Origin of the sequence: Streptomyces jumonjinensis, from assembly GCF_009600885.1 — a bacterium.
Classification (GTDB): Bacteria; Actinomycetota; Actinomycetes; order Streptomycetales; family Streptomycetaceae; genus Streptomyces; species Streptomyces jumonjinensis.
The window spans coordinates 34,468-57,480 of the sequence record NZ_VCLA01000145.1; the positions used below are offsets into that span (position 1 = coordinate 34,468).

Annotated in this window: 16 protein-coding genes and 1 pseudogene; 10 read left to right on the plus strand and 7 right to left on the minus strand. The window is 70.8% G+C overall.

Features of this window, described 5'->3' with window-relative positions; translation table 11 throughout:
• Nucleotides 1–11 precede the first annotated feature (11 nt).
• The 4 genes from FF041_RS17645 (at nt 12) to FF041_RS17660 (ending at nt 4,216) form a co-directional block, all read left to right on the plus strand.
• Nucleotides 12–1,469 (plus strand): VWA domain-containing protein, encoded by a 1,458-nt coding sequence (locus FF041_RS17645; RefSeq protein ID WP_323391987.1) that lies wholly within the window; start codon nt 12–14, stop codon nt 1,467–1,469.
• Nucleotides 1,466–2,401 (plus strand): hypothetical protein, encoded by a 936-nt coding sequence (locus FF041_RS17650; protein WP_323391990.1) that lies wholly within the window; start codon nt 1,466–1,468, stop codon nt 2,399–2,401. Before FF041_RS17645 ends, FF041_RS17650 begins: the two co-directional genes overlap by 4 nt.
• Nucleotides 2,398–3,606 (plus strand): ABC transporter substrate-binding protein, encoded by a 1,209-nt coding sequence (locus FF041_RS17655; RefSeq protein WP_153523700.1) that lies wholly within the window; start codon nt 2,398–2,400, stop codon nt 3,604–3,606. Before FF041_RS17650 ends, FF041_RS17655 begins: the two co-directional genes overlap by 4 nt.
• 457 nt (nt 3,607–4,063) lie before the next feature.
• On the plus strand, nt 4,064–4,216 hold the full coding sequence (locus FF041_RS17660; RefSeq protein ID WP_153523701.1) for a hypothetical protein: 153 nt from the start codon (nt 4,064–4,066) through the stop codon (nt 4,214–4,216).
• Nucleotides 4,217–4,464: 248 nt separating this feature from the next.
• On the opposite strand, the gene FF041_RS17665 is transcribed toward FF041_RS17660, so the two are convergent.
• The 3 genes from FF041_RS17665 to FF041_RS17675 form a co-directional block, all read right to left on the minus strand.
• Nucleotides 4,465–5,202, minus strand: a complete 738-nt coding sequence (locus tag FF041_RS17665) for a cellulose binding domain-containing protein (RefSeq protein ID WP_153523702.1) — start codon at nt 5,200–5,202, stop codon at nt 4,465–4,467.
• A gap of 82 nt (nt 5,203–5,284) precedes the next feature.
• On the minus strand, nt 5,285–6,202 hold the full coding sequence (locus FF041_RS17670) for a hypothetical protein (RefSeq protein WP_153523703.1): 918 nt from the start codon (nt 6,200–6,202) through the stop codon (nt 5,285–5,287).
• A gap of 435 nt (nt 6,203–6,637) precedes the next feature.
• Nucleotides 6,638–7,363 carry a hypothetical protein gene (locus FF041_RS17675; RefSeq protein WP_153523704.1) on the minus strand — a complete coding sequence of 242 codons (726 nt, stop codon included), beginning with the start codon at nt 7,361–7,363 and terminating at the stop codon, nt 6,638–6,640.
• A gap of 368 nt (nt 7,364–7,731) precedes the next feature.
• Here FF041_RS17675 and FF041_RS39070 point away from each other — a divergent pair, with 368 nt between their 5' ends.
• Nucleotides 7,732–7,938 (plus strand): hypothetical protein, encoded by a 207-nt coding sequence (locus tag FF041_RS39070; RefSeq protein WP_228388303.1) that lies wholly within the window; start codon nt 7,732–7,734, stop codon nt 7,936–7,938.
• A 132-nt stretch (nt 7,939–8,070) separates the two neighbouring features.
• Nucleotides 8,071–8,727, plus strand: a complete 657-nt coding sequence (locus FF041_RS17680; protein ID WP_228388305.1) for a hypothetical protein — start codon at nt 8,071–8,073, stop codon at nt 8,725–8,727.
• A gap of 516 nt (nt 8,728–9,243) precedes the next feature.
• Here the strand turns inward: FF041_RS17680 and FF041_RS17685 are convergent.
• The 3 genes and pseudogenes from FF041_RS17685 to FF041_RS17690 all read right to left on the minus strand — a co-directional run bounded on the left by FF041_RS17685 (nt 9,244) and on the right by FF041_RS17690 (nt 12,093).
• Nucleotides 9,244–10,566, minus strand: coding sequence for a glycoside hydrolase family 18 protein (locus FF041_RS17685; protein ID WP_153523705.1), 1,323 nt, complete (start codon nt 10,564–10,566; stop codon nt 9,244–9,246).
• Nucleotides 10,567–10,746: 180 nt separating this feature from the next.
• Nucleotides 10,747–10,949, minus strand: a pseudogene (locus tag FF041_RS39075) (hypothetical protein); the annotation flags it as partial.
• A gap of 229 nt (nt 10,950–11,178) precedes the next feature.
• Nucleotides 11,179–12,093, minus strand: coding sequence for an AfsR/SARP family transcriptional regulator (locus FF041_RS17690; RefSeq protein WP_194292066.1), 915 nt, complete (start codon nt 12,091–12,093; stop codon nt 11,179–11,181).
• A gap of 340 nt (nt 12,094–12,433) precedes the next feature.
• On the opposite strand from FF041_RS17690, the gene FF041_RS17695 reads away from it, so the two are divergent.
• Nucleotides 12,434–14,662, plus strand: a complete 2,229-nt coding sequence (locus tag FF041_RS17695) for an MMPL family transporter (protein WP_323391992.1) — start codon at nt 12,434–12,436, stop codon at nt 14,660–14,662.
• A 516-nt stretch (nt 14,663–15,178) separates the two neighbouring features.
• The gene (locus FF041_RS17700; protein WP_228388307.1) at nt 15,179–15,829 is read left to right on the plus strand and encodes a TIGR03086 family metal-binding protein; all 651 of its coding nucleotides are present in this window, start codon (nt 15,179–15,181) and stop codon (nt 15,827–15,829) included.
• A 1,764-nt stretch (nt 15,830–17,593) separates the two neighbouring features.
• Here FF041_RS17700 and FF041_RS17705 read toward each other — a convergent pair.
• Complete coding sequence (locus tag FF041_RS17705) at nt 17,594–20,056, minus strand: MMPL family transporter (protein ID WP_153523833.1); 2,463 nt, start codon at nt 20,054–20,056, stop codon at nt 17,594–17,596.
• A gap of 294 nt (nt 20,057–20,350) precedes the next feature.
• Between FF041_RS17705 and FF041_RS17710 the strand changes: the two genes are divergently transcribed.
• Nucleotides 20,351–21,064, plus strand: coding sequence for a response regulator transcription factor (locus FF041_RS17710; RefSeq protein ID WP_153523707.1), 714 nt, complete (start codon nt 20,351–20,353; stop codon nt 21,062–21,064).
• A gap of 10 nt (nt 21,065–21,074) precedes the next feature.
• The gene (locus FF041_RS17715) at nt 21,075–22,709 is read left to right on the plus strand and encodes a sensor histidine kinase (protein ID WP_323391994.1); all 1,635 of its coding nucleotides are present in this window, start codon (nt 21,075–21,077) and stop codon (nt 22,707–22,709) included.
• The last annotated feature ends 304 nt before the right edge of the window (nt 22,710–23,013 follow it).

Consider the following 23,013-nt stretch of genomic DNA (forward strand, 5'->3'; position numbering starts at 1 on the left):
GTACGGACACAGTGGACAGAGAAACGCCCGAAGCGGACGAGGCGACCGCACAGGTCGCCGTCGGACTGGAGATCAGCCAGTGGAAGTACCTGTCCAGCGAGGCCGACGACCCGCAGATGCACGCCATCCTCAGCGTCCAGGTAAACGGCGCTGAGGGCGGCGGCCGCAGCCCGGTGCTCGCACAGGTCCTGGCCGTGGACTGCTCCAGCTCGATGACCTGGCCGCCGGAGAAGCTGCACGCCGCCCAGCAGGCGGCAGCGGCGGCGATCCGGATGCTGTCCGACGGCACCCCCTTCGCGGTGGTCCGGGGCAACGAGAAGGCAGCAGTGGTCTACCCCGACACCCTCGGCATGGCCCGGGCCGACGACCGGAGCCGGGCGGCGGCGGAGCGGGCCGTGCACCGGCTGGTCGCGGGCGGCGGCACCTGCATCGGCGCCTGGCTGGACCTGTCCCATCGGCTTCTGGCCGAGCAGAACGCGCCCATCGGACACGTGCTGCTGCTCACCGACGGCATGAACCAGCACGACGAGCAGATGCCGCTGGCGGAGGTCCTGGAAATCTGCGCGGGGCGGTTCGTCTGCGACGCGTGGGGCATCGGCGACGGCTGGGACGGCCGGGAGTTGCTGCGCATCACCCGTCGGCTGCACGGCAGCGCCTCTTCTGTCCACGAGGAGGCGGCCCTTCCGGCGGAGTACGAAAAGCTGATGGAGCGCCTGCTCACCAAGACCGTGCCCGAACTGGAGATCACCGTGACCCCCATGGCCGGGGCCGCCGTGCGCTACCTCAAGCAGGTCTATCCGACCGAGGCGCAACTGATCCCCGAGGGCGGGACCCAGCGGTTCGTCACCCGAGCCTGGGGCGACGAGACCCGCCGCTACCAGCTGTGCCTGTCCGCCGACCCGGCCGCCCGGCCGCGCCACGAGGACCTCCAGCTCGCCGTGGTCACCGTCGAGGCGCCCGGCGGCGCAGAGGTGCGGCTGCCACCGCCGCAGCCCTGCGTGGTGCACTGGACCGACAACCCCGCGCTCTCCGCGCGGACCGACGCCCAGGTCGAGCACTTCGAGCACCACCAGCGGCTCGGCGAGGCCATCGCGACCGCGACCGACGCGCACCGCCGCGGCGAGCGCGACCTGGCGGAGCGGAACCTCGGCTGGGCCGTGCGACTCGCCCACGCCATGGGCGCCGATCAGCAACTCGGCAGACTGGCCAGGCTGGTGGAGATCGACGACGCACGAGCCGGGCAGGTCAGACTGCGTTCCGAGGTGACGGCCGTCGACTTCGAGCACCTGATCACCGCAAGCAGCCACAGTACCTACGGTCCTGCGTCCGGCACCGGCGTCGGCAGCGCCACCGATGCTGCGGGACCGGGCGGCAGGGCTGCTGTGCAATGCCCGAGCTGCGCCCACCAGGCGCCGGCCACCGCACGGTTCTGCCCCTCCTGCCGCCACCGCTTCACGGGGCGGCCGTGAGCACCACCGGCCGGGAACTGACCCGCAGGCTCCGGCTGCTGCTGACGCTCGGGGCCGCCACCACGCTCGTACTGTTCTTCGCCTACCGGGGCGTGCACGACGACACCGTACCGCTGTCGTCGTCGAGCACCCCGGGGATCCTCGCCGTCGACACCGCGCGGAACGCGCTCGCCACGGCACATCGGATCGTCGGCGACAGCGGGCCGGAAGGCGACATGAGCGACGAGTTCCACACCCAGGTCTCGGTCGCCCACCAGAGCCTCGCCCTGACCGCGTCGGAGAACGTCATCGGCGTGGAGGGCCGCCACGACCTCCAGACGATCACCGGGCTGATCGCCGTCTACTCGGGTTGGGTGGAGCGATGGGGCCGTGAGGACCACCAGGCGCTGAGCACCGCCTATCTGCACTACGCGGAACGGGTGCTCGGCCTGGAGTCCGAGCCCGGAACCGACGGGGACGTGATGAGCCGCCTCGATGCGCTGCGCGACAAGCAACTCGACGTGGCCGAGCGGCAGGCCGCGTTCCCCTGGCAACTGTGGCTCGGGTGGAGCGCGGTCGCGGTGCTGTACCTCGCGCTGCTCCTGGCCCTGCTGGACACTCAGCGGTTTCTGCGACGGCGCTTCCGGCGCCCCGTGCAGGTGCGGCTGCTCGCGGCCACCGCGGTGTGCGGACTCGGCGTGCCGGTGCTGGGCCGGATCACGTGGACCGCGCAGCGCGCGATGAGTGGGTCCCTCGACGGGATCCGGGTACGGGAGAAAGACCCGGACGGGATTCCCAAGACCGCCGACCAGGTGCAGAGTGCCCTGGCGGATGCCGGTTTCTGGGCGTCGCTGTCCGGCTGGGTGCTGTTGGGAGGGGCCGTGGCGATGGCGCTCACGGTGTGGGGGCTGTGGCCGCGGATCACCGAGTACAGATGGAGGGCACCGCGATGAGACGGCTGCGACCCCGCACGGCGGGCATCCTCTGCGCCTGTCTGGTCCTGCTCGGAGCCGGAGTGTTCGCCGGGGCGCGCTGGGCCCAGGGCTGGAAGGGTTCGGTGACGCTGCTCGCCAACTGGAGCGGCGAGGAGCGCGATCAGTTCGAGGAGAACGTCATCGAGCCGTTCGAGAGGAAGTACCGCATTGATGTCGTCTACCAGGGCAGTTCCGCGCTCAGCCAGGTGCTTGCCGCCGACATGGTAGCCGGGAACCCGCCGGACGTGGCGGTGCTGCCCGGCCCCGGCGAACTGCTGGCCTACGCCGTCGACGGCCGGCTCCAGCCGCTGGACGGCCTGTTCGACGCCGGGCACTACGACCGGATCTGGGCGCCCGAGGTGACGGTCCCGGGCCGGGAGGGCCGGAACACGTACTGGCTGCCGGTCAAGACCGGCCTGAAGAGCATGGTGTGGTACTCGGGCGAACGGCCCACCGTGGAGTCGGCGGGCGATCCGGAACGCTGGTGCCTGGGCATGGAGTCCGGCGCGACCTCCGGCTGGCCCGGCACCGACTGGGTGGAGGACATCCTGCTCCAGCAGGCCGGACCGCAGGTCTACGAGAAGTGGGCGAACGGCGGGCTGGACTGGACCCACCCCGCCGTACGGAAGGCATGGATGACGTGGGGGGAACTGGTCGGCGCGGGCGAGGGCCGCGCCGTGCGGGCGCTGACGACCGGATACGGGGAGGACTGCGCGGGGCGGCGCCTGGAGCACCAGGGGTCCTTCCGTGCCGGCCACTGGCGGGCGGCGGGCGGCGACTACGTCCACTCCTCCGAGATCGTCCCCGACACCGGCCCGGACGCCGGGGCCTGGGAGGTCTCCGGCGACCTCGCGATCCTGCTGAACCCGACCGAGGAGGCCCGGCAGCTGATCCGCTACCTGGCCGGCACCGGCGCAGCGCTGCCGGACCACTCGGCGAACGAGGCGGCGGCCCCGGACAGCGCCCAGGATGCCACCCAGAAGGAGATCGGCGACATCCTGCGCGGCAGGCAGAAGGAGACTCGCTGCTGGGACGCCTCCGACACGATGCCCCGCGCCATGCGGGACGCCTTCCAGCAGGCGGTGCTGCGCTTTCTCGTCGAACCTGCTTCACTGGAAGCCCAGTTGAAGGAGCTGCAGAAGCTGAGCGTGGAGCAATCCCTGCCAGTGTGCAGCCGCGACTGACCGGCTTGATTCATCGGACGGTCGCGTCCCAGCCGACTTCGATGACCGCGTGCCGGATGCGGATCGCTCGGGTGCGCGACTGTGGGAGGGGCGTGTCCGCGGGGTGCACGGTGACCACCGTCCCGGTAGTCGCGGTCCCATGCGCTGATCCCGTCGGGCCCTGGCCTGGGCGAGTGCATCGGCCCAGTGGCCCGCAGGCGTGGACGCCGAACCCCGGGACACCGCCGCCACTCTTGCCGTCAGCCTCCGCCGGTGGCGGGCACAGCCTTTGCCTTCATCGTCGGCGCCGTTGCGGGAACGCTGGTGGTCCCGAGCCGGTGCAGACGGCTGGACCTGCGTTGTTCGCCCGGGTCCTCGGCGGCAGCCCTGAAGAGTCGACCTTCCATGAGATCACCTCGTACATCGAGCGGTACGGCCCTGGGATTCTTGTGACTCTCTCCCTCCTGTCCTGGACACCATGTACGGCCGTACTGGTGGGCGTCTCCCCGTGGTCATCGCGCTGGCGGTACTGGCGGGCCGCCCCGTCCTGGCCATGGTGCTCGCCCTGGCCGGGGCCGGGGCGCCCCGACTGCTGGCCACGCCCCGCTCCGGACGGCCGTGCGCAGTCTGACCACCCTCGACCTCGACCCTCACGCTCCTCGCCGGGCTGTACGCCACCACGCTCCGGCTCGTCCGCGAACATGACCAGGTCCCAGGCGCGGCACCGCCCACCGCGCGGTGAGGCGCGGGGACGGTGTGGCCCTCGATCGGCGGCGCCTTCCCGGTCAGCCCTCGTAGGTGCCGACGATCCGGGAGAACTCGTACGGCGGCTGTGGGACGTTGGTGCACAGGGACCAGGGTGCTCAGACTCGGAGTGGGTCAGGTGCCCATGTCCACATACGGCGCGGTGGACAGGGTCCGCGGCGGGCTCGGGTCCCCGGTGGCACCCGTGACCGCGTGGCTCAGGGCCGACCGGTTGCCCGCCAGGTCCCTCGCGAGCAGTCGGAACATGTACGCCGTGTTGGGCCGGAGCCCGGTCATACGGTGGGAGGTGACACCGGTCAGGGTGGAGTGCCGGACACCGTCGACGAAGATCTCGTAGTCCACCACCGGGCTGCGGTCGTCGACCGATGCCGTCCAGTTGAGCGTGAGCGCCCTGTCCTCGATCGCGGTGACGTGGAGGCCGGTGGGAACCGTCGGGGGCGTGATGTCCGAGTCCTCCTCACAGGGCCCGCCCTTGTTGACCACGCACCGCCCGGGCACACCGCTGCCTTGGGCCACCCATCCGAAGGTGGTGGAGGCCCCGGGGGCGAGCGAGCCGTTGTAGCCGACGCTGCGGAAGGTGTACCGGTCCCCGTCGCGGGTGAGCTGGGCGTCCCAGTGGGTCGTGACGGTCGTGTTCACGGGCAGGGAGAACTCAACGGTCCAGCTGTCCAACGCCGTACGGCTGTGATTCTTGATCGTGTACGTGCCCTGGTAGCCGCTCTCCCAGGAAGAGGTCTTGCGGGACTCTGCCGTCACCAGCACCAAGGGGCTGGTGGCGGAGGCGGGCGGGGCACCCAACAGGGTGAGGACTCCGAGGACGGTGGCGACCAATGACGCCAGTGATCTTCGCATTGCTGCCTCCCAAACGGGGAACGAGCGCGAGCCGTACCGGTCGATGCGGCGACTTGGTCTATACCAAAGCCGCCCGCATTGACTACCGGTCGCGGGCCACCGAGTCAAGATGGACGACCGCCCGACTCATGTCCGCACCGCGCCCTCGTCGGATTCCCCCGGATGCGGCACCGGACTGCACATCAGCGAGCCTGGCCCTCCAGACCGAGCCGGGGCGGGCATTCGAGTCGCTCCCCTCCGGCAACTTCGACCCCGAAGGGGCAGTGGTCGAGTGGGAAATGCCTTCTGGACGTCCGGCGGCTTCGAGGAACTCGTCGACACCGGTGAGCCTCACAACGTCACCACCTTGAGCTGTCCATGGCTTACCCGGGCGCTCCAGCCGACCAGTCGCAGCGGTGTGGTGAGCCGCCTCAGCAGGCAGTTGCCGGGTGCTTGTGGCGGAGTGCCCCTTGCCCTGGAACCGGGGATCGGCGTTGACCGCGTACACCTGGACGTCCGCGAGAACGCCGAGGGGGATACCGCTGCCATGAGGCTTCCACCCGCTGCCTCCGGGTGCTTCGAACGGCACCAGGTCCAAGTCCTGGCCGGAAGCGAGGAGCCCGTGCCACACCGCGCTAGGGAGGCCGCGGGAGCGCCCGGCCCGGTCGTACCCGGTATCGAGCCTCCGTAGGTCCTGGACACCACGGGCCATCGCCAGCAGACGCAGGTTGCGCTCCCGCACTCTCGCCTCGTCACCGAACGCCAGCCACGCGGCTTGCTGGGCAACCGAGTTCAGGCCGAGCTCCTCACCGAACAGCGGGTCGTCAGCGCTGCGTAGGTGCCCCGGCCGCCACCTGTCCTGGTTCTCGGGCCGCTGACCGACCTCGTTCGACCATGGTTCGATCAGGGCGGCGGGAAGGTTCTTCGAGCTCGCGACGAGAAAACCTCGCCAACCATGGGCGGCCCGTCGCTCGAACTCTGGGAACGGCAGCATCTCTGCCCCGCCGTCCGTGGAGAACACGATGTACAGCTCGTCCTCGGCGTTCCCGACCGAGCGCAGCAGCCGCAGGTGGTCTGCGGTGAGGGGACGACGTCGGTGCACGGTCGTGTCGTCGAAGACACCGGGGCCGAGTTGGCTTGCCTCGGCCTCGGCTGCGACGGCCTCGGGGGGAAGAGGGCTCGCAGTGCAGGGGCGAGGAGCGGATGAGAAGCCGGTCGGCGATAAGTTGCGGCACGCGGATGGTGAGCCGGCGGTGGCCCCAGTCGGCGCCGGTGAGATGGGTGAGGAGGACCCCGGTCGTCCAGTCGTCCAGGTCGGCCAGCAGGCCCATCTCTCGCCCGCGAGACCGGTACGTCTCATCTTTCTGGATCTCCGAAAGGTGCACTGTCAGCACCACCGCTGTCTCGGTGTCAGCGGCATTGACGATCCGGTGTGCCTCGTCATCCCACGACGCCATCAACCGGCCAACCGCGGCGCGGGCTTCGGCGTACCCTTTGCGGCTTTGGCGGATACCGTGGACAGCGTCGTGGGTGAGCAAAGAGTCGCCGGGGAGGCCCCAGCTGCCGCAGCCAGGAGCCCTGCGGGGGTAACAAAATGTGCCGCCTGCCCGCGGAGTGTCTCCATGAACTGCTCCTTCAGAGCCATCTTCGGCTGGGCCCAGTCGGCGAGCCAGGGGAACGAAGCGACGGTCACCTGGGCGAGGTGGAGACTTCGTGCGGCATCACGGCACGCGGACACCACCGATTCCCGCAGGCGCTCGGCATCGTCGCGGATCTCCCAGTCCTCCTCCTCGTGCTCCTCGTCCTCCGAGGCAACGGGTTCGACCCGCAGCACTTCGGCAGTGCGTTCGACTTCCTCCTGGTCCACCGTGTAGTCCCGGTCCCGCTCGGTGTACCGCTGAAGTTGGTACAGAAGACCGACGCCGCCCAGTGCACGGAGGAACAGGCCTACGCCGCTGTCAGGGCGGCCCCAGTCGCCGTGGTGTGCACAGCTGGAGCACATCCGACCGATGGTGTGGGAGTTGAGCGGCACCTCCGACGTCACGGCGCCGTCGGCGCGCAGCCGGGTGCACGTGCGGCGGGCGTGCAGCTTGGAGCCTTTCCCCTTCGCCGAGTAGACGGAAACGGCGTGGTCTTGGAACGGGCCAAGCGGGACATCAGCGGTCAGCGCACAGTCGAGCACGTATCTCCCCAAATCGTTCTCGGCTGTCGAGTCGGCTGCCGACGAGGTTAGTGTGGCCGCCGCGCTGTCCGCCGCGCGTCGCTACTGACACGCCTGTCTCAATCCGTAGGCGGCGTCATCGAGTCCGGTTGCGACGCGGTTTCGCCAGTCACCGGTCCTTGCGGCCGAGCGGGCAGAGTATCTGCTTGCGGCGCGCAGGGTATGCGCTAGCCTGCGGGCAGGAATGGAGCCTGGGACGGTACCTGGGCCACCTCCGGTCGTCTTGAGGTACGGAGCGTCGGAAAGCACCCTCGCCACCACCTCCTTCCCGCTTCCTGTGTACCTGTTCTGTCCGGCCGTCGTGTGCCGGACAGCCGAAAGACGTTTCCTTGACCATCTACTCTCAGCACGCCACCCGTGGAAAGACCCAGATCCTTGCGACCTACCAGGGTCCGGACGGCGTCGTGTCCAAGACCGTGACGAGTCTTGCCGAGCCTCGCCTCGCGGTTCCGGTCGTCGACGCCCTCAATCGGATCTCCGCCTTCGCCACCGTCCCCGTCAGCATCCACGACCGCCGGGAACGGCGTGTGGGCTAATACCCGCGCACCCACCTCGCCGCGCTGACCGACCCCGCCACCCACACCGCTCTTCTCGGCGGCGCCCACAGTCTGTGGTACGAGTACGTCTGCCTGCGGCTTCACCAGGCGCTCGCCGACCTGGAAAGTGCCGTGGCGACTCTCCCCGACACGGTCAGCAGGGCGATCCGATCCGAACTGGAGGCAGAGAAGCACGGATTGCAGACAGGACTCGCGGACTTCTCGGGAACTTCCTCGGAGGAGGAGCCAGAGACCGAGCGCTGCTGGGAGTTCGGGCACCCCTTCGTGAAGTACGACGACGGGCTGGACACCCTGAACGACGAGACGCGCGAGCAGCTCGACCGACATGAGTCGGGATTCACCTCGGAGGAACGGGAGAAGGCGGTCGCCGCCCTCCGGGTGCTGGTCACCGCGCACTCCCAGAGTGGCGACGCGTGGGCTTCACTCGACGACCCCAGCTGTCGCCTCTTCATGGAGCCGTACGACTCCGACGGCTTCTACCTGACGATCGAAGCGCCGGAACCAGGCGACGACGAGGCTTCGTGGGAGATCGAGGTCGGCCGTTGGGTGCCGCACGATCCCGAGGAGGAGCCCGGGAACCACACCAGCGCGACAGGTCACGCCGTGGTCGGCTGCGCCCTTCCGGTCGCGCCAGCCGCCGAGGAGATCGCTCACTTGCTGAAGTCCGTGGACGAGAAGCTGCTGCTGCTCGCCGAGTGGGCTGCTGCACCCGCGGGAGCGGTACTCGCAGGGACGGCGATGGTGGTGACTGAACGCTACGACTCGTGATCCGGGTCGGCAAGGAGGCTGTGACGCCGACATGATGGGCTGGGAACGGCCCGCCACCACATGCCGAGCAGATGCTTCAGCCGTGGTGGTCACCCCGCGAGGTGACGGCCACGGCTGGACCGGCGTGCGTTGCCATCCGGATAGGCTGGGGTTGTCCTTGCGGAGGTTGGCGGATACCAACGTGCCTCGTCGGAGTCCGCCGCCTCTCCCAGATGTCCGCCGCCACCAGCTCCCCGGAGCGCCGGCGTGACCACGTGCTCGCCGTGGTCGACTCCATCGGCGGGCACGTCGTGGCCTGGGCCGACGACACCGGCAAGATCCTGCTGACCTACGGCCACGACGGTCCCTGGCACCTCGACGACCCGAACGACGAGAACCGCCTCACCATGGAAGCCTGGGGCGCGCAGATGGAGCTGCGCGCCATCCAGCGCCGCAACCGTGAGGAGTCTGTGTATTCCGCCGCCGCACCCGGTGGCGGCCGGGGCGCCCCGCCCGCCACCGGGTCGAAACCGCAGGTCAGCGCCGCAGACCGCGGTCCAGTGCAGCGATCAGCGAGCCCTGGGCGTCATCCCCGTCCAGGGACCAGACCATCACGCCGCCGAGACCGTTCCGCTGGGTGTAGCGGGCCTTCTGGGCGGCGGTGGCCGGGGTGTCGTACGTCCAGAACTCGGTGCCGTCGTACTTCCAGGCCGCGCCGTGCTTGCGGTCGGTGTGCACGGCGCCCGGCAGGTCCTTGATGGCCTTGTAGGGCAGCTGGCCGCCGCCGCGCGGGGACATGCCGGTGGCGGGCTGGTAGAGGCCGTTCTTCGTCCCGGCGGGCACTCCCGTCCAGCCGTAGCCCCAGGATGGCACCCCGAGCACCGCCTTGCGGGCCGGCAGGCCGCCGGCCAGGTAGTGCCGCACGACCCGGTCCGCGCTGTAGCTGTGGTCGATGCCGGAGGGGTCGGCCGGGTCGGTGTAGAGGTTCGCCTGGTGGTTGGTTGGGCCCTGCGGCTCCCAGGAGCCGTGCATGGTGTAGGTCATCAGGTTCAGGTAGTCCACCTGGCGGGCGACCTTCCGCAGCTCCAGCCGGTCCGCGACGTCGGTGTTGGCGGCGACGGCCGCCGTCAGCAGGTGGCGCCCCCGCCCGCCGTTGCCCAGCGCGTCCAGCTGCCGCCGGAACTCGGCCAGCAGCAGGGTGAAGTTGCGGCCGTCCTCGGGGCGCACCGAGTTGTCCGGCAGACCGTCGCCGCCCGGGTGCTCCCAGTCGAGGTCGATGCCGTCGAAGACGCCCGCGCCGCTGCCCGGGCCGCCCTCCAGCGAGCCCAGCTTCGGCAGGTTGCCCTTGATGTAGAGGTCGACGCAGGAGGCCACGAACTTCTTGCGCGCGGCGTCAGTGGCGGCCACGTCCGAGAAGTACTTGGACCAGCCCCAGCCGCCGATCGAGATGACGGCCTTCAGGTGGGGGTTCTTCGCTTTCAGCTTCCGCAGCTGGTTGAAGCTGCCTTTCAGCGGCTGGTCCCAGGTGTCGGCGACGCCGTCCACCGAGTCGGCCGCGCCGATCGGGCGCTGGTAGTCGGCCCAGGCGTCGGCCTGGTCGGCCAGGTTGTCCTCGAAGCAGGTGCCCTCGGGGGAGATGTTGCCGAAGGCGTAGTTGATCACGGTCAGCTTCGCCGCCTGGCCCGAGTCCTGGACCTTCTTGGCGGAGAAGCCGCTGTAGACGCTCCACGCGGTGAAGTAGGCCACACGGTGGCCGGGCAGCCGGCGGCTGTCGTCGTCATCGGCGTGAGCGGTCGCGGGGGCCGCGACGAGCGAGGCGAGCAGAGCCGTCGCCAGGAACGCGGAGGCGCGTCTGAACATACTGGTGGCCTTGTCTGAGCGGGGTCAGATGGTCTGTACCAATCGCGAGAAGAGATCTAGTCCATGCCCGGGGGTGCACACAAGAGGTCGAACCACATGAAGTAGCCTGGCCTTCTTGGGAATTGATGGTGCCTCAGCCGCTCGGCTGCGCAGCACGTACTGCAGAATGCCGCCGTTGCGTCAGTGGTCCGCCTCACCGAGGGTGTCGATGCGGACCACTGCGTCGAACTCGACCGAGCCCGAGGTGACCGGTGACACCAGTGAAGGAGGGTGAAGGGGAAGGTCTCCCCGCCGGTCGGGCCCAGCGACTCGGCGGTCCGGCCGGCCGGGAACTGCAGCGGCAGCACGCCCATGCCGACCAGGTTCGAGCGCTGGATGCCCTCGAGTGTGCCGCACACGAGCTGGGTGCGAGTGTTCTTTACGGCGGTTGCTGGAGGCCTACCGGGGGTGAGGTGCGCGGGGGCTGCGCGCCATCCAGCGCCGCAACCGCGAGGCGACCATCAAGGCCCGGCAGAAGGGCCCGGTCAGTCGCGGCAGGGGGCCGGTCGGACCGCCATCGTCCCTGCGGCGAGGCTCCCGCCGGGGTCGTCACCGGCACCGCCGGAAGCCCGCTCACGGCGTTCCCGGGGGCGTGCCCGGAGCGGGGTCGCCACCGGGTCGGAGGCGGCCGCCCTCGGGCGGCGGGACGGTGGCGAGGGTCATCAGCGCGGGATCCTGGGCGAGGATGCGGCGGTGCAGTTCCCGCAGGGCGAAGCCGGGGTCGGCGCCGAGTTCGTCGGCCACCCGGCGCTGGTAGCCGTGGTAGTGGGAGAGCGCGTCGCCGCCCCGGTCGGCGCGGAACAGAGCGAGCATCAGCAACCAGCTGAAGCGTTCGCTCAGCGGGCGGCGGTGCAGGACGAAGTAAAGGTAGGGGATGGCGTTGCGGTGCCGACCGAGGTCGAGTTCGACTTCGGCGCGCAACTCCATGTCGGCCAGGAAGCGTTCCTCCCGGTAGACGCGCTCACGGTCCAGCACGGGGGCCTCCAGCCCCTCGGCCAGGGTGCCGGTGACCAGGATTCGCGCGCCGTCCAGGTGTCGCGCCGCCCCGTGCAGGTCGCCGGTGAGGGCCATGGTGGTGCCCTCCGAGGCGAGCCGTTCGTAGACGTGCAGGTCCACCACGGCGTCGCCGGTCTCCAGCCGGTAGCCGCCCGGGGTCCACACGACCTCGGGGGCCGTGCCCGGGACCCCCGCCACGGCGCCGGCGAGCACCCCGCGCAACCCGGAGACGTACTTCTGCACCAGGTTCTTCGCGTACGCGGGCTGCTCGACCCCCCAGAGGGCGGAGATCAGTTGATCGGTTCCGGTGGAGAGTCCGGGGCGCAGCAGCAGGGTCGCCAGCAACGCCCGCTGCTTCGGTGGGCCCAGGGTCACCGGATCGCCGTCCACCAGCATCTGGATCGGACCGAAGAGGGTGAACCGGACACCCGACGACCGGTCCCCGTCCCCGTCGCCGTCCGGACCCGTGTGCCTCAGCAGAACCGTGGACATCGTCCTCCCCCTCGTCGATCCGACCGCCCCGTTCCGTCCACCCGTTCCGGTTCCGGAGGCCGGACACCACTTCTGACAATACGTCATAGATCGTTCTCTGTTTCTTCCTTGATCCTTCCCCACTCCTTCAGCGGTCCTTCCAGCGGCCTTCCCCGTTCCCTCCCGACGTGTACGGCGGTCCGCTCCAGCGCCTTCGGGAAAGGTGTGCACACGTCACCGACACCGAGCCGCGTCGGGCCCCGGCCTCCCCGCCCCACGGTGCCCCTCCCGTGCCGGTGCCCCACGGGCGCCTGCCCGGCGGACGTCCCGCCGGACACGGCCGAACACGAAGGAACCAAGAGTGGCCTCCACCTCCACGCCCCCAGCCGCCTCCCGGAACACGGCGGCGCCACCCGGCGACGACACCGTCCTGTACCGCCTCGGCGCCGCCGCCGCCCGCCGCCCCCGCCCGGTGATCTGGCTGAGCGTCCTCTTCACCGTGCTCGGACTCGCCCTCGCGGCCGGGGTGATGGACCGGCTGGTCCTCAGCCGGTTCGAGGGCCCCGGCTCCGAGTCCCTGGACACCCGCGCCGTCCTGGAGCGGGAGTTCGGCACCGGAACACCGAGCGTGCTGCTCCTGGTCACCGCCAAGAGCGGCGACGTGGACACGGACGCCGTCGTGACGGCGGGCCGCGCCCTGGAACGGGAACTGGCGGACCAGGACGGGGTGGCCGAGACCGCCTCGTACTGGTCGCGCGACGCGTCCCCCGTGATGCGTTCGAAGAACGGCCAGCAGGCGCTGGTGATCGCCCGAATGGCCGGCACGGTCACCGAGGCCCGCACCAAGCTCGCGGAGTTCGCCCCCGACTTCGCGCGCGACGGCGAGCGGCTGCGGGTCGAGGTCGGCGGCGGTGACGAGATCTTCCGGCAGGCCGCGGAACAGGCCCGCACCGACTTCCTCCGCGCCGAACTCATCGTCTTCCCGCTGGTCCTGCTCCTCCTCGCCGTCATCTACCGACGGTTCAACGCGGCCCTGCTCACCCTCGGTATGGGCCTGTTCTCCGTCGTCATGACGCTCGCCCTGATGCGTCTGCTGACCGGCTTCACGGACGTCTCGACCTTCGCCGCCAATCTCACCCTCGTCATGGGCATCGGCCTCGGCGTCGACTACTCCCTCTTCGTGATCAGCCGCTTCCGGGAGGAACTGGCCGACGGACACGAGGTCCCCGAGGCGGTGCGGCGGGCCGTGGGGCGCGCGGGCCGCACCGTCGCCTTCTCCGGGCTGACCGTGATGGTCTCCCTGGCCTGTCTGCTCCTCTTCCCGTTCCCGTTCCTGCGCTCCTTCGCCTACTCGGGCATCGCGACCGTCCTCACCTCGGTCTTCGCCGCCGTGGTGATCCTGCCCGCCGCCCTCGCCCGGCTCGGCCACCGAGTCCAGCGCAAGAAGCCCGCCCGGGCCCGCGCCGACGGCGGCTGGTGGCACACCACCGCACTGCGCGTGACCCGCCGCCCACTGATCTACGGCGTCTCCGCGCTCGCGGTCCTGCTCGCCCTCTCCGCCCCCGCCCTGGGCGTCAACTTCGGCACCCCGGACGACCGGGTGTTGCCCGCCGAGGTCTCCAGCCGGGTCGTCCAGGACCAGATCCGCGCGGGCTTCGTCGCCGAGGAGGTGGACGCCCTCCAGGTCCTCACCCCCGGCCTCACCGACCGGAGCGCCATCGCGGACACCGCCCGGGACCTCTCCCGCCTCGACGGCATCGCCCAGGTCGATGCGCTCACCGGCTCCTACGCCGACGGCCGCCGCATCCTGGAACCCGGCGAGTCCGCCGAACGGTTTGAGGGCTCCGATGCCACCTGGTTCTCCGTCGTCGCCACCCAGGACGGACTCTCCGACGACCCGGACGCGGTCATCGCCGAGGTGCGCTCCACCGTCGCCGACGGGGCCGCCACCGAGGTCCGGGTCGGCGGCTACCCCGCCGAACTGGCCGACTTCCGCACGGTGCTGGTCGACCGGCTACCCCTCGTCTTCGGGCTGGTCCTCCTGGTCACCTTCGTCATCCTGTTCCTGATGACCGGCAGCCTGCTGCTCCCGGCCAAGGCGATGGTCCTCAACACCCTCTCCATGGCCGTCATGTTCGGCGCGCTGGTCTGGATCTTCCAGGACGGCAACCTCTCCTCCGCTCTCGGCTTCACCGCCACCGGCGCCCTGGAACCGTCCATCCCGATCCTGATGTTCTGCACCGCGTTCGGGCTCTCCATGGACTACGAGGTGTTGATGCTGTCCCGGATCAAGGAGGAGTACCACCGCGTCGGCGACACCACGGCCGCGGTCGCCGCAGGTCTGGAACGCAGCGGTCCGCTGATCACCTCCGCCGCCGTGATCCTCGCCGCCTCCTTCGCCACCTACGCCTCCTCCGGGATCGTCTACCTCAAGATGCTCGGGCTGGGCATGGTCGTCGTCATCCTCGTCGACGCCACCCTCATCCGCGCCGTCCTGGTGCCCGTGCTGATGCGGCTGGCGGGCCGGGCCAACTGGTGGGCGCCCGCCCCGCTGCGCCGCGTCCACACCCGCTTCGACATCGAGGACTGACCCGGACCCGCACGTCCGGTGGACAACGGTGGGTGCCGTCGCCGGGGCTGCCCCGCGGCGGCGCCCGCCGACCGGCTCAAGGAGCACTTCTCACCTGCTGGGTATCGGCCTCTGCGCGGCCATGGGCGCGGGCTCGGCGGTGATCGCCCCCGCCGCCCGCATCCTGACGCCCTACCGCGGGCCGGGAGCGGGTCGAGATCACGCACGACGGGGCCGCCTTCGACCGCGCGCTGAAGGGCGGGACACCAGTCGCCCCGTCGTCCTCCTCGCTTACCAGCCTGTTCTCGCGGCCGAGGCGTCGGATGACCCCGGGCACCTCGCGGCACCCCGCCCGGCCTGCCGCGGCGGGCCCCGAGGAGGCCCCGGGGAGCACCGGCCGGAAGACGCTGCCCCGGCCGGGGACGGTGTCGAGATCCAGTCGGCCGTCGTGGGCGGTGGCGGCGGCGATGGCGCGATCGAGGCCGGAGCCCGAGGGCGTGGGGGAACGGGAGGGGCCGGCGCGGTAGAAGCGCACGCATGGGCCCGCATCGGTCGGCCGCCATGGGAGATTGTGGTCTGATCGTTGATGAAGCGGCCGGCACGGTGAAATGGGCCGAGCCGGAAAGAGGGGGTGTGGTGGCATCTTCAGTGCTGGAACTCTACGGACGGATCGCGGAGCGTTTTGGGGAGCTGATCCTCAATTGCCCGCAAGATAGGTGGGAGAACCCGTCTCCGTGTCCCGGATGGACGGCTCGGGACGTTGTCGTCCACGTGGTCTCGAATCACAGGCGAGCCGTCGCCGGGCTGGACGGATCGGGCTATTCCGCGCCCGGCCGGGGCGAGAACCTGCCTCATGCGTGGGATGCGGCATCAGAGGAGATCAAGGCCGCCCTGCGTGACCCGGCGAAGGCGTCCGCTCTCCTGGGAGACGAGTTCGGCTCCATTCCGTTCGAGGAGTTCGTGAGGCGGATGGCGTGCGCCGACACCTTGATCCACGGATGGGATCTGGCCCGGGCAACCGGTCAGGACGAGGTACTGGATTCCGAGGCGGTGGCTGTGGCGACGGAAACTCTGGTTCCAGAAGACGGGGACATCCGGATGCCGAGGGCGTTTGGCGCCAAGGTTCCTGCGGCTCCCGATGCGGATGCCCAGACCAGGCTGCTGAATTTCCTGGGTCGGCAGGTGTAGCGGGGAGGGGGGCAGCACCGCGATGTCGCTGCCGAAGCCCACGACGAGCCGTCCGTCCGGAGCCGTGCCCGTCGCCGGCGTGAGGATCGGCAGCGGAAACACTGATGCCGTTCCGATCGGCTGTCCGGTGGTGAGGTCCCACATGCGCACCGTTCCGTCCGTGCCCCCGATGATGGCCCGGGGGAGTCCGGAGAACCGGTGGCCCACTCCGCCTCCCATTGCGGCTCCGCCCCACCGTCGACCGGCACAGCGGTGATCTGTGCTGCCAACCGCGAGTCCCCGTAGCGGGCCGCGTCCAGCGCCGGCGTGCACGGGTGTCGGGGTTCTTGACGAGGTGGGAGTCCTGCTGCACGCTCCCGTCAGTACCTCCGCCGCACGGCGGAGGGCCGGATTCGTGGCATGCGCCGACTGAGCGGCATGCCCCCAAGTAGTTGAGGTGAGACCGGTCGCGACCATTCTGGTCGCGACCGAGGCGAGACCGGTCGAACCGGATAACGAGAACCAGTCATCCCTGCGATCGGCCCGAGGCGGACTCGCGCCGCCTCAGGCCACCACCTATACGACGTCGGCCACCAGGACATCCCGGGGCGATGACGAACGGCCACCGTCGGATGACGGTGGCCGTTCCGGTCGGCTGCATGCCCGGGACGACACCCCCGCGGAATGCGGGGAGCGCGAGATCCGGTTCGACCGGTCTCACCTGAACTGGGGAGCATCCCCGACGTCGCGGGGAACCAGACCGCAGCCGACAGGAACAGAATCTACGGGCAGTACCTCAGCGCCTGTGGGGCAGGTACCTGGCCGCGGTGGTCGGCACCGTGCTCCATCAGCCGGCCTGCTCAGGAAATGGCCCCTTCCGAAGCTGCCGAAGCTCGTCCTGTCCTCCTTCCTCGGAGCGCCGAAACAGGGTGAACGAATCGGATTGCTGCCGTTCTGGGCCCTCGGAGTCATCGCACTGGCCTCTCCTGTGGTCATCATCCTGCACGGACGTGTCTGAGTTCATCACGGTCGTCTCCTCTGAAGGCCCCCCGTCGGCACGGGCGCCAACGTGAGCCGGGATCCTGTCTCACCACCGCCCTGACCGTCAGGCGCCGTCCAAACCGGCGGTGACCGGACAGGGCTCCGTCCCCGCGGCGGCGACGGGCGGGGCGGTTCCGGGGTTCGCTGATCTTGTACTCGCGGCCGGGATACCCGGTTGTTGGGTGGGCGTTGGCGGTTCAAGGGGAAAGACATCCCACATGCCCTCAACCGGATCTACGCATTCGCTACCGTTCCGGTCAGTATCCACGACCGCCGGAGGCGGTGTATTGAGCACTACCCGCGCAAGCATCTCGCGGCAGGATCCGGAGATTGAGCGTCACTGGGAGTTCGGCAGCGCCTTCGTGAAGTATGACGACGGAATGGACACGCTGAGCGATGAGACGCAATGAGCAGCTCGATCATCGTGCGGCAGAGTTCACCGCCGAGGAGCGGGCGAGGGCTGCGGCCGACCTCCGGGTGCTGGTTACGGCGCACTCCCGGATCGGGTGTCTGGTGGGATGCCGGGCTGCCGGTGTGTCCTTTACGGCGGTTGCTGAAGGCATACCGCGAGAACCGTCTCACGACGGAAGCCTGGGGCGCGCAGATGGAGCTGCGCGCCATCCAGCTGAGCATGCACCCTTCCGGTCCGAGTCTTCTTCGTGCCGGGAGGGTGCTGTGATCGATGCGTGGGCGGAAGCGGCGGGGGCGACCCCACCGCCCCGTCGATCGCCCGGCAGCGTGCGGTCAGCGCACGTCCACGCCGTCCTCCGCCAGCTCCACGTCCTGGACGAGCGGACCGTCACCGGTCGTCACCCGCCGGGTGTGCTCCGCACCGCCCTCCTCCGTCACGCCGAGCAGGTACGCACCGGGCGCCGGCGCGGCGAGCACGTAGGAGCCGTCCGCCAGGGACCGCACCCGGTCGAGCGTGCTGCCGTCGACCGACCGCAGGGTCACCACCGCGCCGGCCACCGGTCCGCCCTCCACCGTCCGGACGAAGCCGTGCACCGCACTGCCCCCGGTCGCCGGGCCCCCTGCACCGGGCTCCGAAGCGGCGACCGACCGACCGGCGCCCACCGGACCGGTGCCCGACGGCACCTCGGAACCTTCCACCGCCAGGTGCGGCAGCCGCCGGTCCAACCAGCCGGGCAGCCACCAGTTGGACCGTCCCAGCAGGTGCATCAACGCGGGGACCAGCGCCGTGCGCAGGATGAACGCGTCGACGGCCACGGCCACCGCGAGCCCGGCGCCCGCCACCACCGCCTCCATGTCGCCGCTCAGCACGAACGCGAGGAAGACGCAGATCATGATGAGCGCGGCGGAGTTGATGACCCGGCTGGTCTCGGCGAGCCCGACCCGTACCGCCCGTGCGTTGTCCCGGGTGTGCATCCACTCCTCGTGCATCCGGCTGACCAGGAACACCTGGTAGTCCATCGACAGCCCGAACAGCAGCGAGAGCATGATGACCGGCAGGAACGCCGAGATGGGCCCCGAGCGGTCGAGCCCGATGAGTTCCAGGCCCCAGCCCCACTGGAAGACGGCGACCACCACCCCGAAGGAGGCCGCCGCCGCGACGAGGTTCATCACCGCGGCGGTGAGCGGGACGAGCAGGGACCGGAAGGCGATCAGCAGCAGGACGAAGCCGAGACCGACGATCGCGGCGACGAAGTACGGCAGTCGCTCCCCCGTCTTCTCGGCGAAGTCCTTGAACACGGCCGTCACCCCGCCGACGTGGCCGTCCACCCCGGCCCGCGGCAGGTGGTCGTCCCGCAGCCGGTCGATCAGCCGGTCCGTGTCCTCGGACTGCGGTGAGGTGGTGGGCACGATCTGGACGACGGACACGCCGCCCGCGGGAGGGAGGGCGGCGACCTGCGCCACGCCCTCGTCGCCCTCGACCCGCGCCGTCAACCGTCGCACCGCGTCCGGTCCCGCACCCTCGGCGACGACGACGAGCGGACCGTTGAAGCCCGGCCCGAACCCCTCCGCCAGCAGGTCGTACGCCTGGCGCGTGGTCTGGCCCTCCGGGTGGTTGCCCTGGTCGGTGGCGCCGAGCCGCAGGGAAAGCACCGGCAGCGCCAGCACGGTCAGCGCCACCAGGGCGAGCGCCACCAGGGACTTCGGCCGCCGTTGGACCTGCCCCGACCAGCGCACGGCGAGCCCGCTGGTCGCCCCCCGCTCGGGTCCCTCCTCGGCGAGGCGGCGGCGCTGACGGCGGCTGAGCACCCGGGGCCCGAGGAACCCGAGCAGCGCGGGGAGCAGGGTGACGGCGGCCAGCACGCTCAGCACCACGGTCAGGGTCGTCGCGATGACGACCCCGTCCAGGAAGCGCAGGTTCATCACGAGCATGCCCGCGAGCGCGATGCAGACCGTCGCGCCCGCGAAGACGACCGCGCGCCCCGCGGTGTTGAGCGCCACCCCCACCGAGGTCACCGGGTCCTCGCCGTGCAGCAGTGCGCGCCGGTGCCGGGTCACGATGAACAGGGCGTAGTCAATGCCGACGCCGAGTCCGACGAGGGAGCCCAGCAGCGGGGCGAGGTCGGGTATCCCCGTGCCGTGGCTGAGGAGCATCGTGCTGAACAGACCGATGCCGACGCCGAACACGGCGACCACGATCGGCAGCAGCATCGCGAAGAACGAGCCGAAGGCGAGGAACAGCACGACCGCGGCGGCGGCGATGCCGACGAGTTCGGAGGTCCCGCCCGTGGCCTGCTGGATGCGGGCGATGGCCTGTCCGCCCACTTCGACCCGGAGGCCGTCGCCCGCGGCTGCCCGTGCGGTGTCGACGACGGCCTCGGCCAGTTCCGTCGGCACCGAGTTCGCCCGTTGCGCGAACGCCACCTCGGCGTAGGCGGTGCGGCCGTCCTCGCTGATCCGGGCGGCGGCACCCGGTTCGTCCGCGTAGGGTCCGCTGACCTCCCCGATGCCGTCCATGCCGGCGATCTCGCGGAGCGCCGGTTCGATCCGGGACCGTACGTCGGCGTCGCGCACCGAGCCGTCGGCGACCCGCCACACCACCGTGCCGGCGTCCCCCGCGCCGCCCGGACGGGCCTTCTCCAATAGTTCGTTCGCCCGGGTGGAGTCCGTCCCGGGGAGGGCGAAGTCGTTGGAGTAGTCGCTCCCCGCGGAGGTGCCGACCGCCCCCACGCCGAACAACACCCCCACCCACAGCACCAGGACCACCAGCCGGTGCCGGTAGCACCAGCGCGCCAATGCCGTCACGTCGTCCGCTCCTTCTGTTGTCCGGGCGGCAGCCGCGGGTGCCCGTGCGGCGCCCCGACCGTCGCCCGGAAGTCGTTCGTTCCCCCGGGTCAGGGGCCCAGCATCGAGCGGGCGGCACCCCGGCGGGGAGGCCGAGGCGGTGATCCCCAGCCAACTCCCAGGGCTCCCAGGCAACTCCCAGGGCTCCCAGCCGATCCCCAGGACTCCCAGGCGACTGCCAGGGTTCACAAGGAACTCCCAGCTTCGACCCGCCCGCGCGGCGCGGCGCCGACCGATACTGAGGGAATGACCGATTCAAGCCAGCCGCCCCGCGGGGACGTTCGAGGGGCGCGGGTCCTCGTCGTGGAGGACGAGCCGAGCATCGCCGACGTCCTCTCCATCACCCTGCGCTTCCACGGCTTCGACGTGTCGACCGCCGCGACCGTCCGCCAGGCACGCCACCTGGCCGAACACGTCCGCCCGGACGCCGTCCTGCTCGACGTGATGCTGCCGGACGGCGACGGCCGCGAACTGGGGCGCGAACTGCGGTCGGCGCTGCCCGAGGCGGGGATCGTCTTCGTCACCGCGCGGGACGCACCCGCCGAGGTCGTCGGCGCGCTCGGCTTCGGCGACGACTACATCACCAAGCCGTTCCACATCGACGAGGTCGTCGCCCGGATCGCCGCCGTGCTGCGCCGCACCCGCCCCGCGGACGTCCTGCCCCGGCGCGCGCCGCTGCGCCACGGCGACCTGGAACTGGACGAGACGACGTACACGGTGCGCCGGGGCGCCCGCAGTGCCCAGCTCACCCCGACCGAGTACGCCCTGCTGCGCTTCCTGGTCCGCAACGCCGGGCAGATCGTGCCGAAGGAGGAACTACTGCGCCACGTCTGGCAGTACCAGCACCCGGCCGAGTCGACCGTCGTGGAGACGTACATCAGCTATCTGCGGCGCAAGCTCGGGACCCTGGGGCCGCCGCTGATCACGACCCGGCGCGGTGTCGGCTATGGGCTCACCTGAGGGCCCGGCGGTGACCTATCGTGCGTCCCGGCGCCGCGTCCCGAGCCGCTTCCCGCACCGGGGGGCGCGCTCGCTGCGGGCGAAACTCACCCTGATCAACGTCGCACTGCTGATGTGCGCCATCGTCGTGGCGTGCACGGTGAGCCTGATGGGGATGCGCCACTTCTTCCTCGACACCATCGACAAACAACTGACGTCGACGCGCGACTCGATCGCGGAGTCCAACCTCACCCTGCAACAGATCGAGGCGCTGAGCACCCTGGGCATCGCCCTCGACGAGTTGTCGCCCGGCAGCGGCGAACGAGGGCTGCTGCCGCACTCGGACTTCCAGTTCGTCGCCGTCGACGCGTCCGGCACGGCGATCCGGGTCGCCGGACTGGAGCCGACCGGGCGGCAACGGGATCTCGCGGCGGCCGTGGACGACGCGGGGCGGCTGGCCCGGTCCGACCGGCCGGTGGACGTCACCTTGGACGACGAGCCGTTCCGTGCGACGGCGGCGACCCTGGACGACGGGACGACCGTGGTGCTGGCCGGGTCCACGGAGTTCGTCCACACCAACATCCGCAAGGCGGTGAAGTTCGACTTCGGGTTGAGCACGGTCCTGTTGGGGCTGCTCGCGGTACTGACGATGATCGGTGCGCACCACCGGCTGCGGCCCCTGGAGGACATGGTCGAGACGGCGTCCGCGATCGCCGACGGGGACCTGACCCGGCGGGTGCCGTCCAGCCGCCATCCGGCCACCGAGGTGGAGCAGTTGCGGATCGCGCTGAACTCGATGCTCCAGCAGGTGGAGACGGCCTACAGCACCCGGGAGCGCAGCGCCGAACAGTTGCGGCAGTTCGTCGCGGATGCCAGCCACGAGTTGCGCACCCCGCTGTCGGCGATCCGCGGTTACCTCCAGTTGTTCGACCGGGGGATGCTGAACGCGCCCGAGGACCGGGACCGGGCCTGGTCGCGGATCAACTCCGAGGTGGACCGCATGCACCGGCTGGTGGACGAGTTGCTGATGCTCGCCCGGCTGGACCAACGCGCCGAACTGCGGCTGCGGAACACCGATGTGTGCGCCCTGGTGCGGGACGCGGCGGCCGACCTCCGGGCCCAGCAGCCGGAGCGGCCCGTGACGGTACGGGCCGACGGGGTGCTGTTGGTGCATGCGGACGAGTGCGGGCTGCGCCAGGTGCTGGGGAACCTGGTGGGCAACGTGCGGGTGCACACTCCGCGGGACGCACCCGTCGAACTGTCGGTCCGGCGCACGGACGAGACGGTGACGGTGGTGGTGGCGGACCGGGGTCCGGGGCTCGCCGAGGAGGACGCCGTACGGGTCTTCGACCGTTTCTTCCGGGCGGGCGGCGGGGCGGGCAGCGGGCTGGGGTTGGCGATCGTCCGGGGGGTGGTCGACGCGCACGGGGGAAGGGTCACGGTGCGCCGACGGTCCGGGGGCGGGCTCGCGGTCGTGGTCGCCCTGCCTGCGGGGCCCGGCGGCCGGGGCTACCCGGGCGAGACGCCGGGCGGCTCCTCGGTAGGCGGTTCGGCTCCCGTCCCGGATGCCGGGCCCGGCCCCGGGCCCTCGCCCGCGTCACCGCCGTCGTCGCCGTCGTCGCCCTCGTCGTCATCGGCGTCCGGGGCCGCGGGCAAGGGGAGTTGACGGGCGAGGACCAGGGCCCACACCGTCGTTCCACGCCGCCCCCGTGCCAGACGCCCCACACGTCGGTGAGGGCCTCCAGCAGTCGCCGCCCGCGCGCGGGGCCGGCGCCGGGACCGTCGACCCGGTTCACCGCGCCGGGTGCGGTCCCGTTCTCGTCGGTGACCTCGATGAAGCAGCCGCCGCCGGCGGGCACGGCGACCGAGACCTCGAACTCCCGGTCCTGGGGCTTCCCCCCTTTTTCGGCTCTTGCCGGCATTTGTGGTGTGGCAGCTATGGTGTGTCCTTTACGGCGGTTGCTGGAGGC

Excerpts from the sequence above, each read along its gene's own strand:
- FF041_RS17655 (WP_153523700.1), top strand. The coding sequence starts at position 2,398 with ATGAGACGGCTGCGACCCCGCACGGCGGGCATCCTCTGCGCCTGTCTG.
- FF041_RS17660 (WP_153523701.1), top strand. The coding sequence starts at position 4,064 with ATGTACGGCCGTACTGGTGGGCGTCTCCCCGTGGTCATCGCGCTGGCG.
- FF041_RS17665 (WP_153523702.1), bottom strand. The coding sequence starts at position 5,202 with ATGCGAAGATCACTGGCGTCATTGGTCGCCACCGTCCTCGGAGTCCTC.
- FF041_RS17685 (WP_153523705.1), bottom strand. The coding sequence starts at position 10,566 with ATGTTCAGACGCGCCTCCGCGTTCCTGGCGACGGCTCTGCTCGCCTCG.
- FF041_RS17690 (WP_194292066.1), bottom strand. The coding sequence starts at position 12,093 with ATGTCCACGGTTCTGCTGAGGCACACGGGTCCGGACGGCGACGGGGAC.
- FF041_RS17700 (WP_228388307.1), top strand. The coding sequence starts at position 15,179 with ATGGGCCCGCATCGGTCGGCCGCCATGGGAGATTGTGGTCTGATCGTT.
- FF041_RS17710 (WP_153523707.1), top strand. The coding sequence starts at position 20,351 with ATGACCGATTCAAGCCAGCCGCCCCGCGGGGACGTTCGAGGGGCGCGG.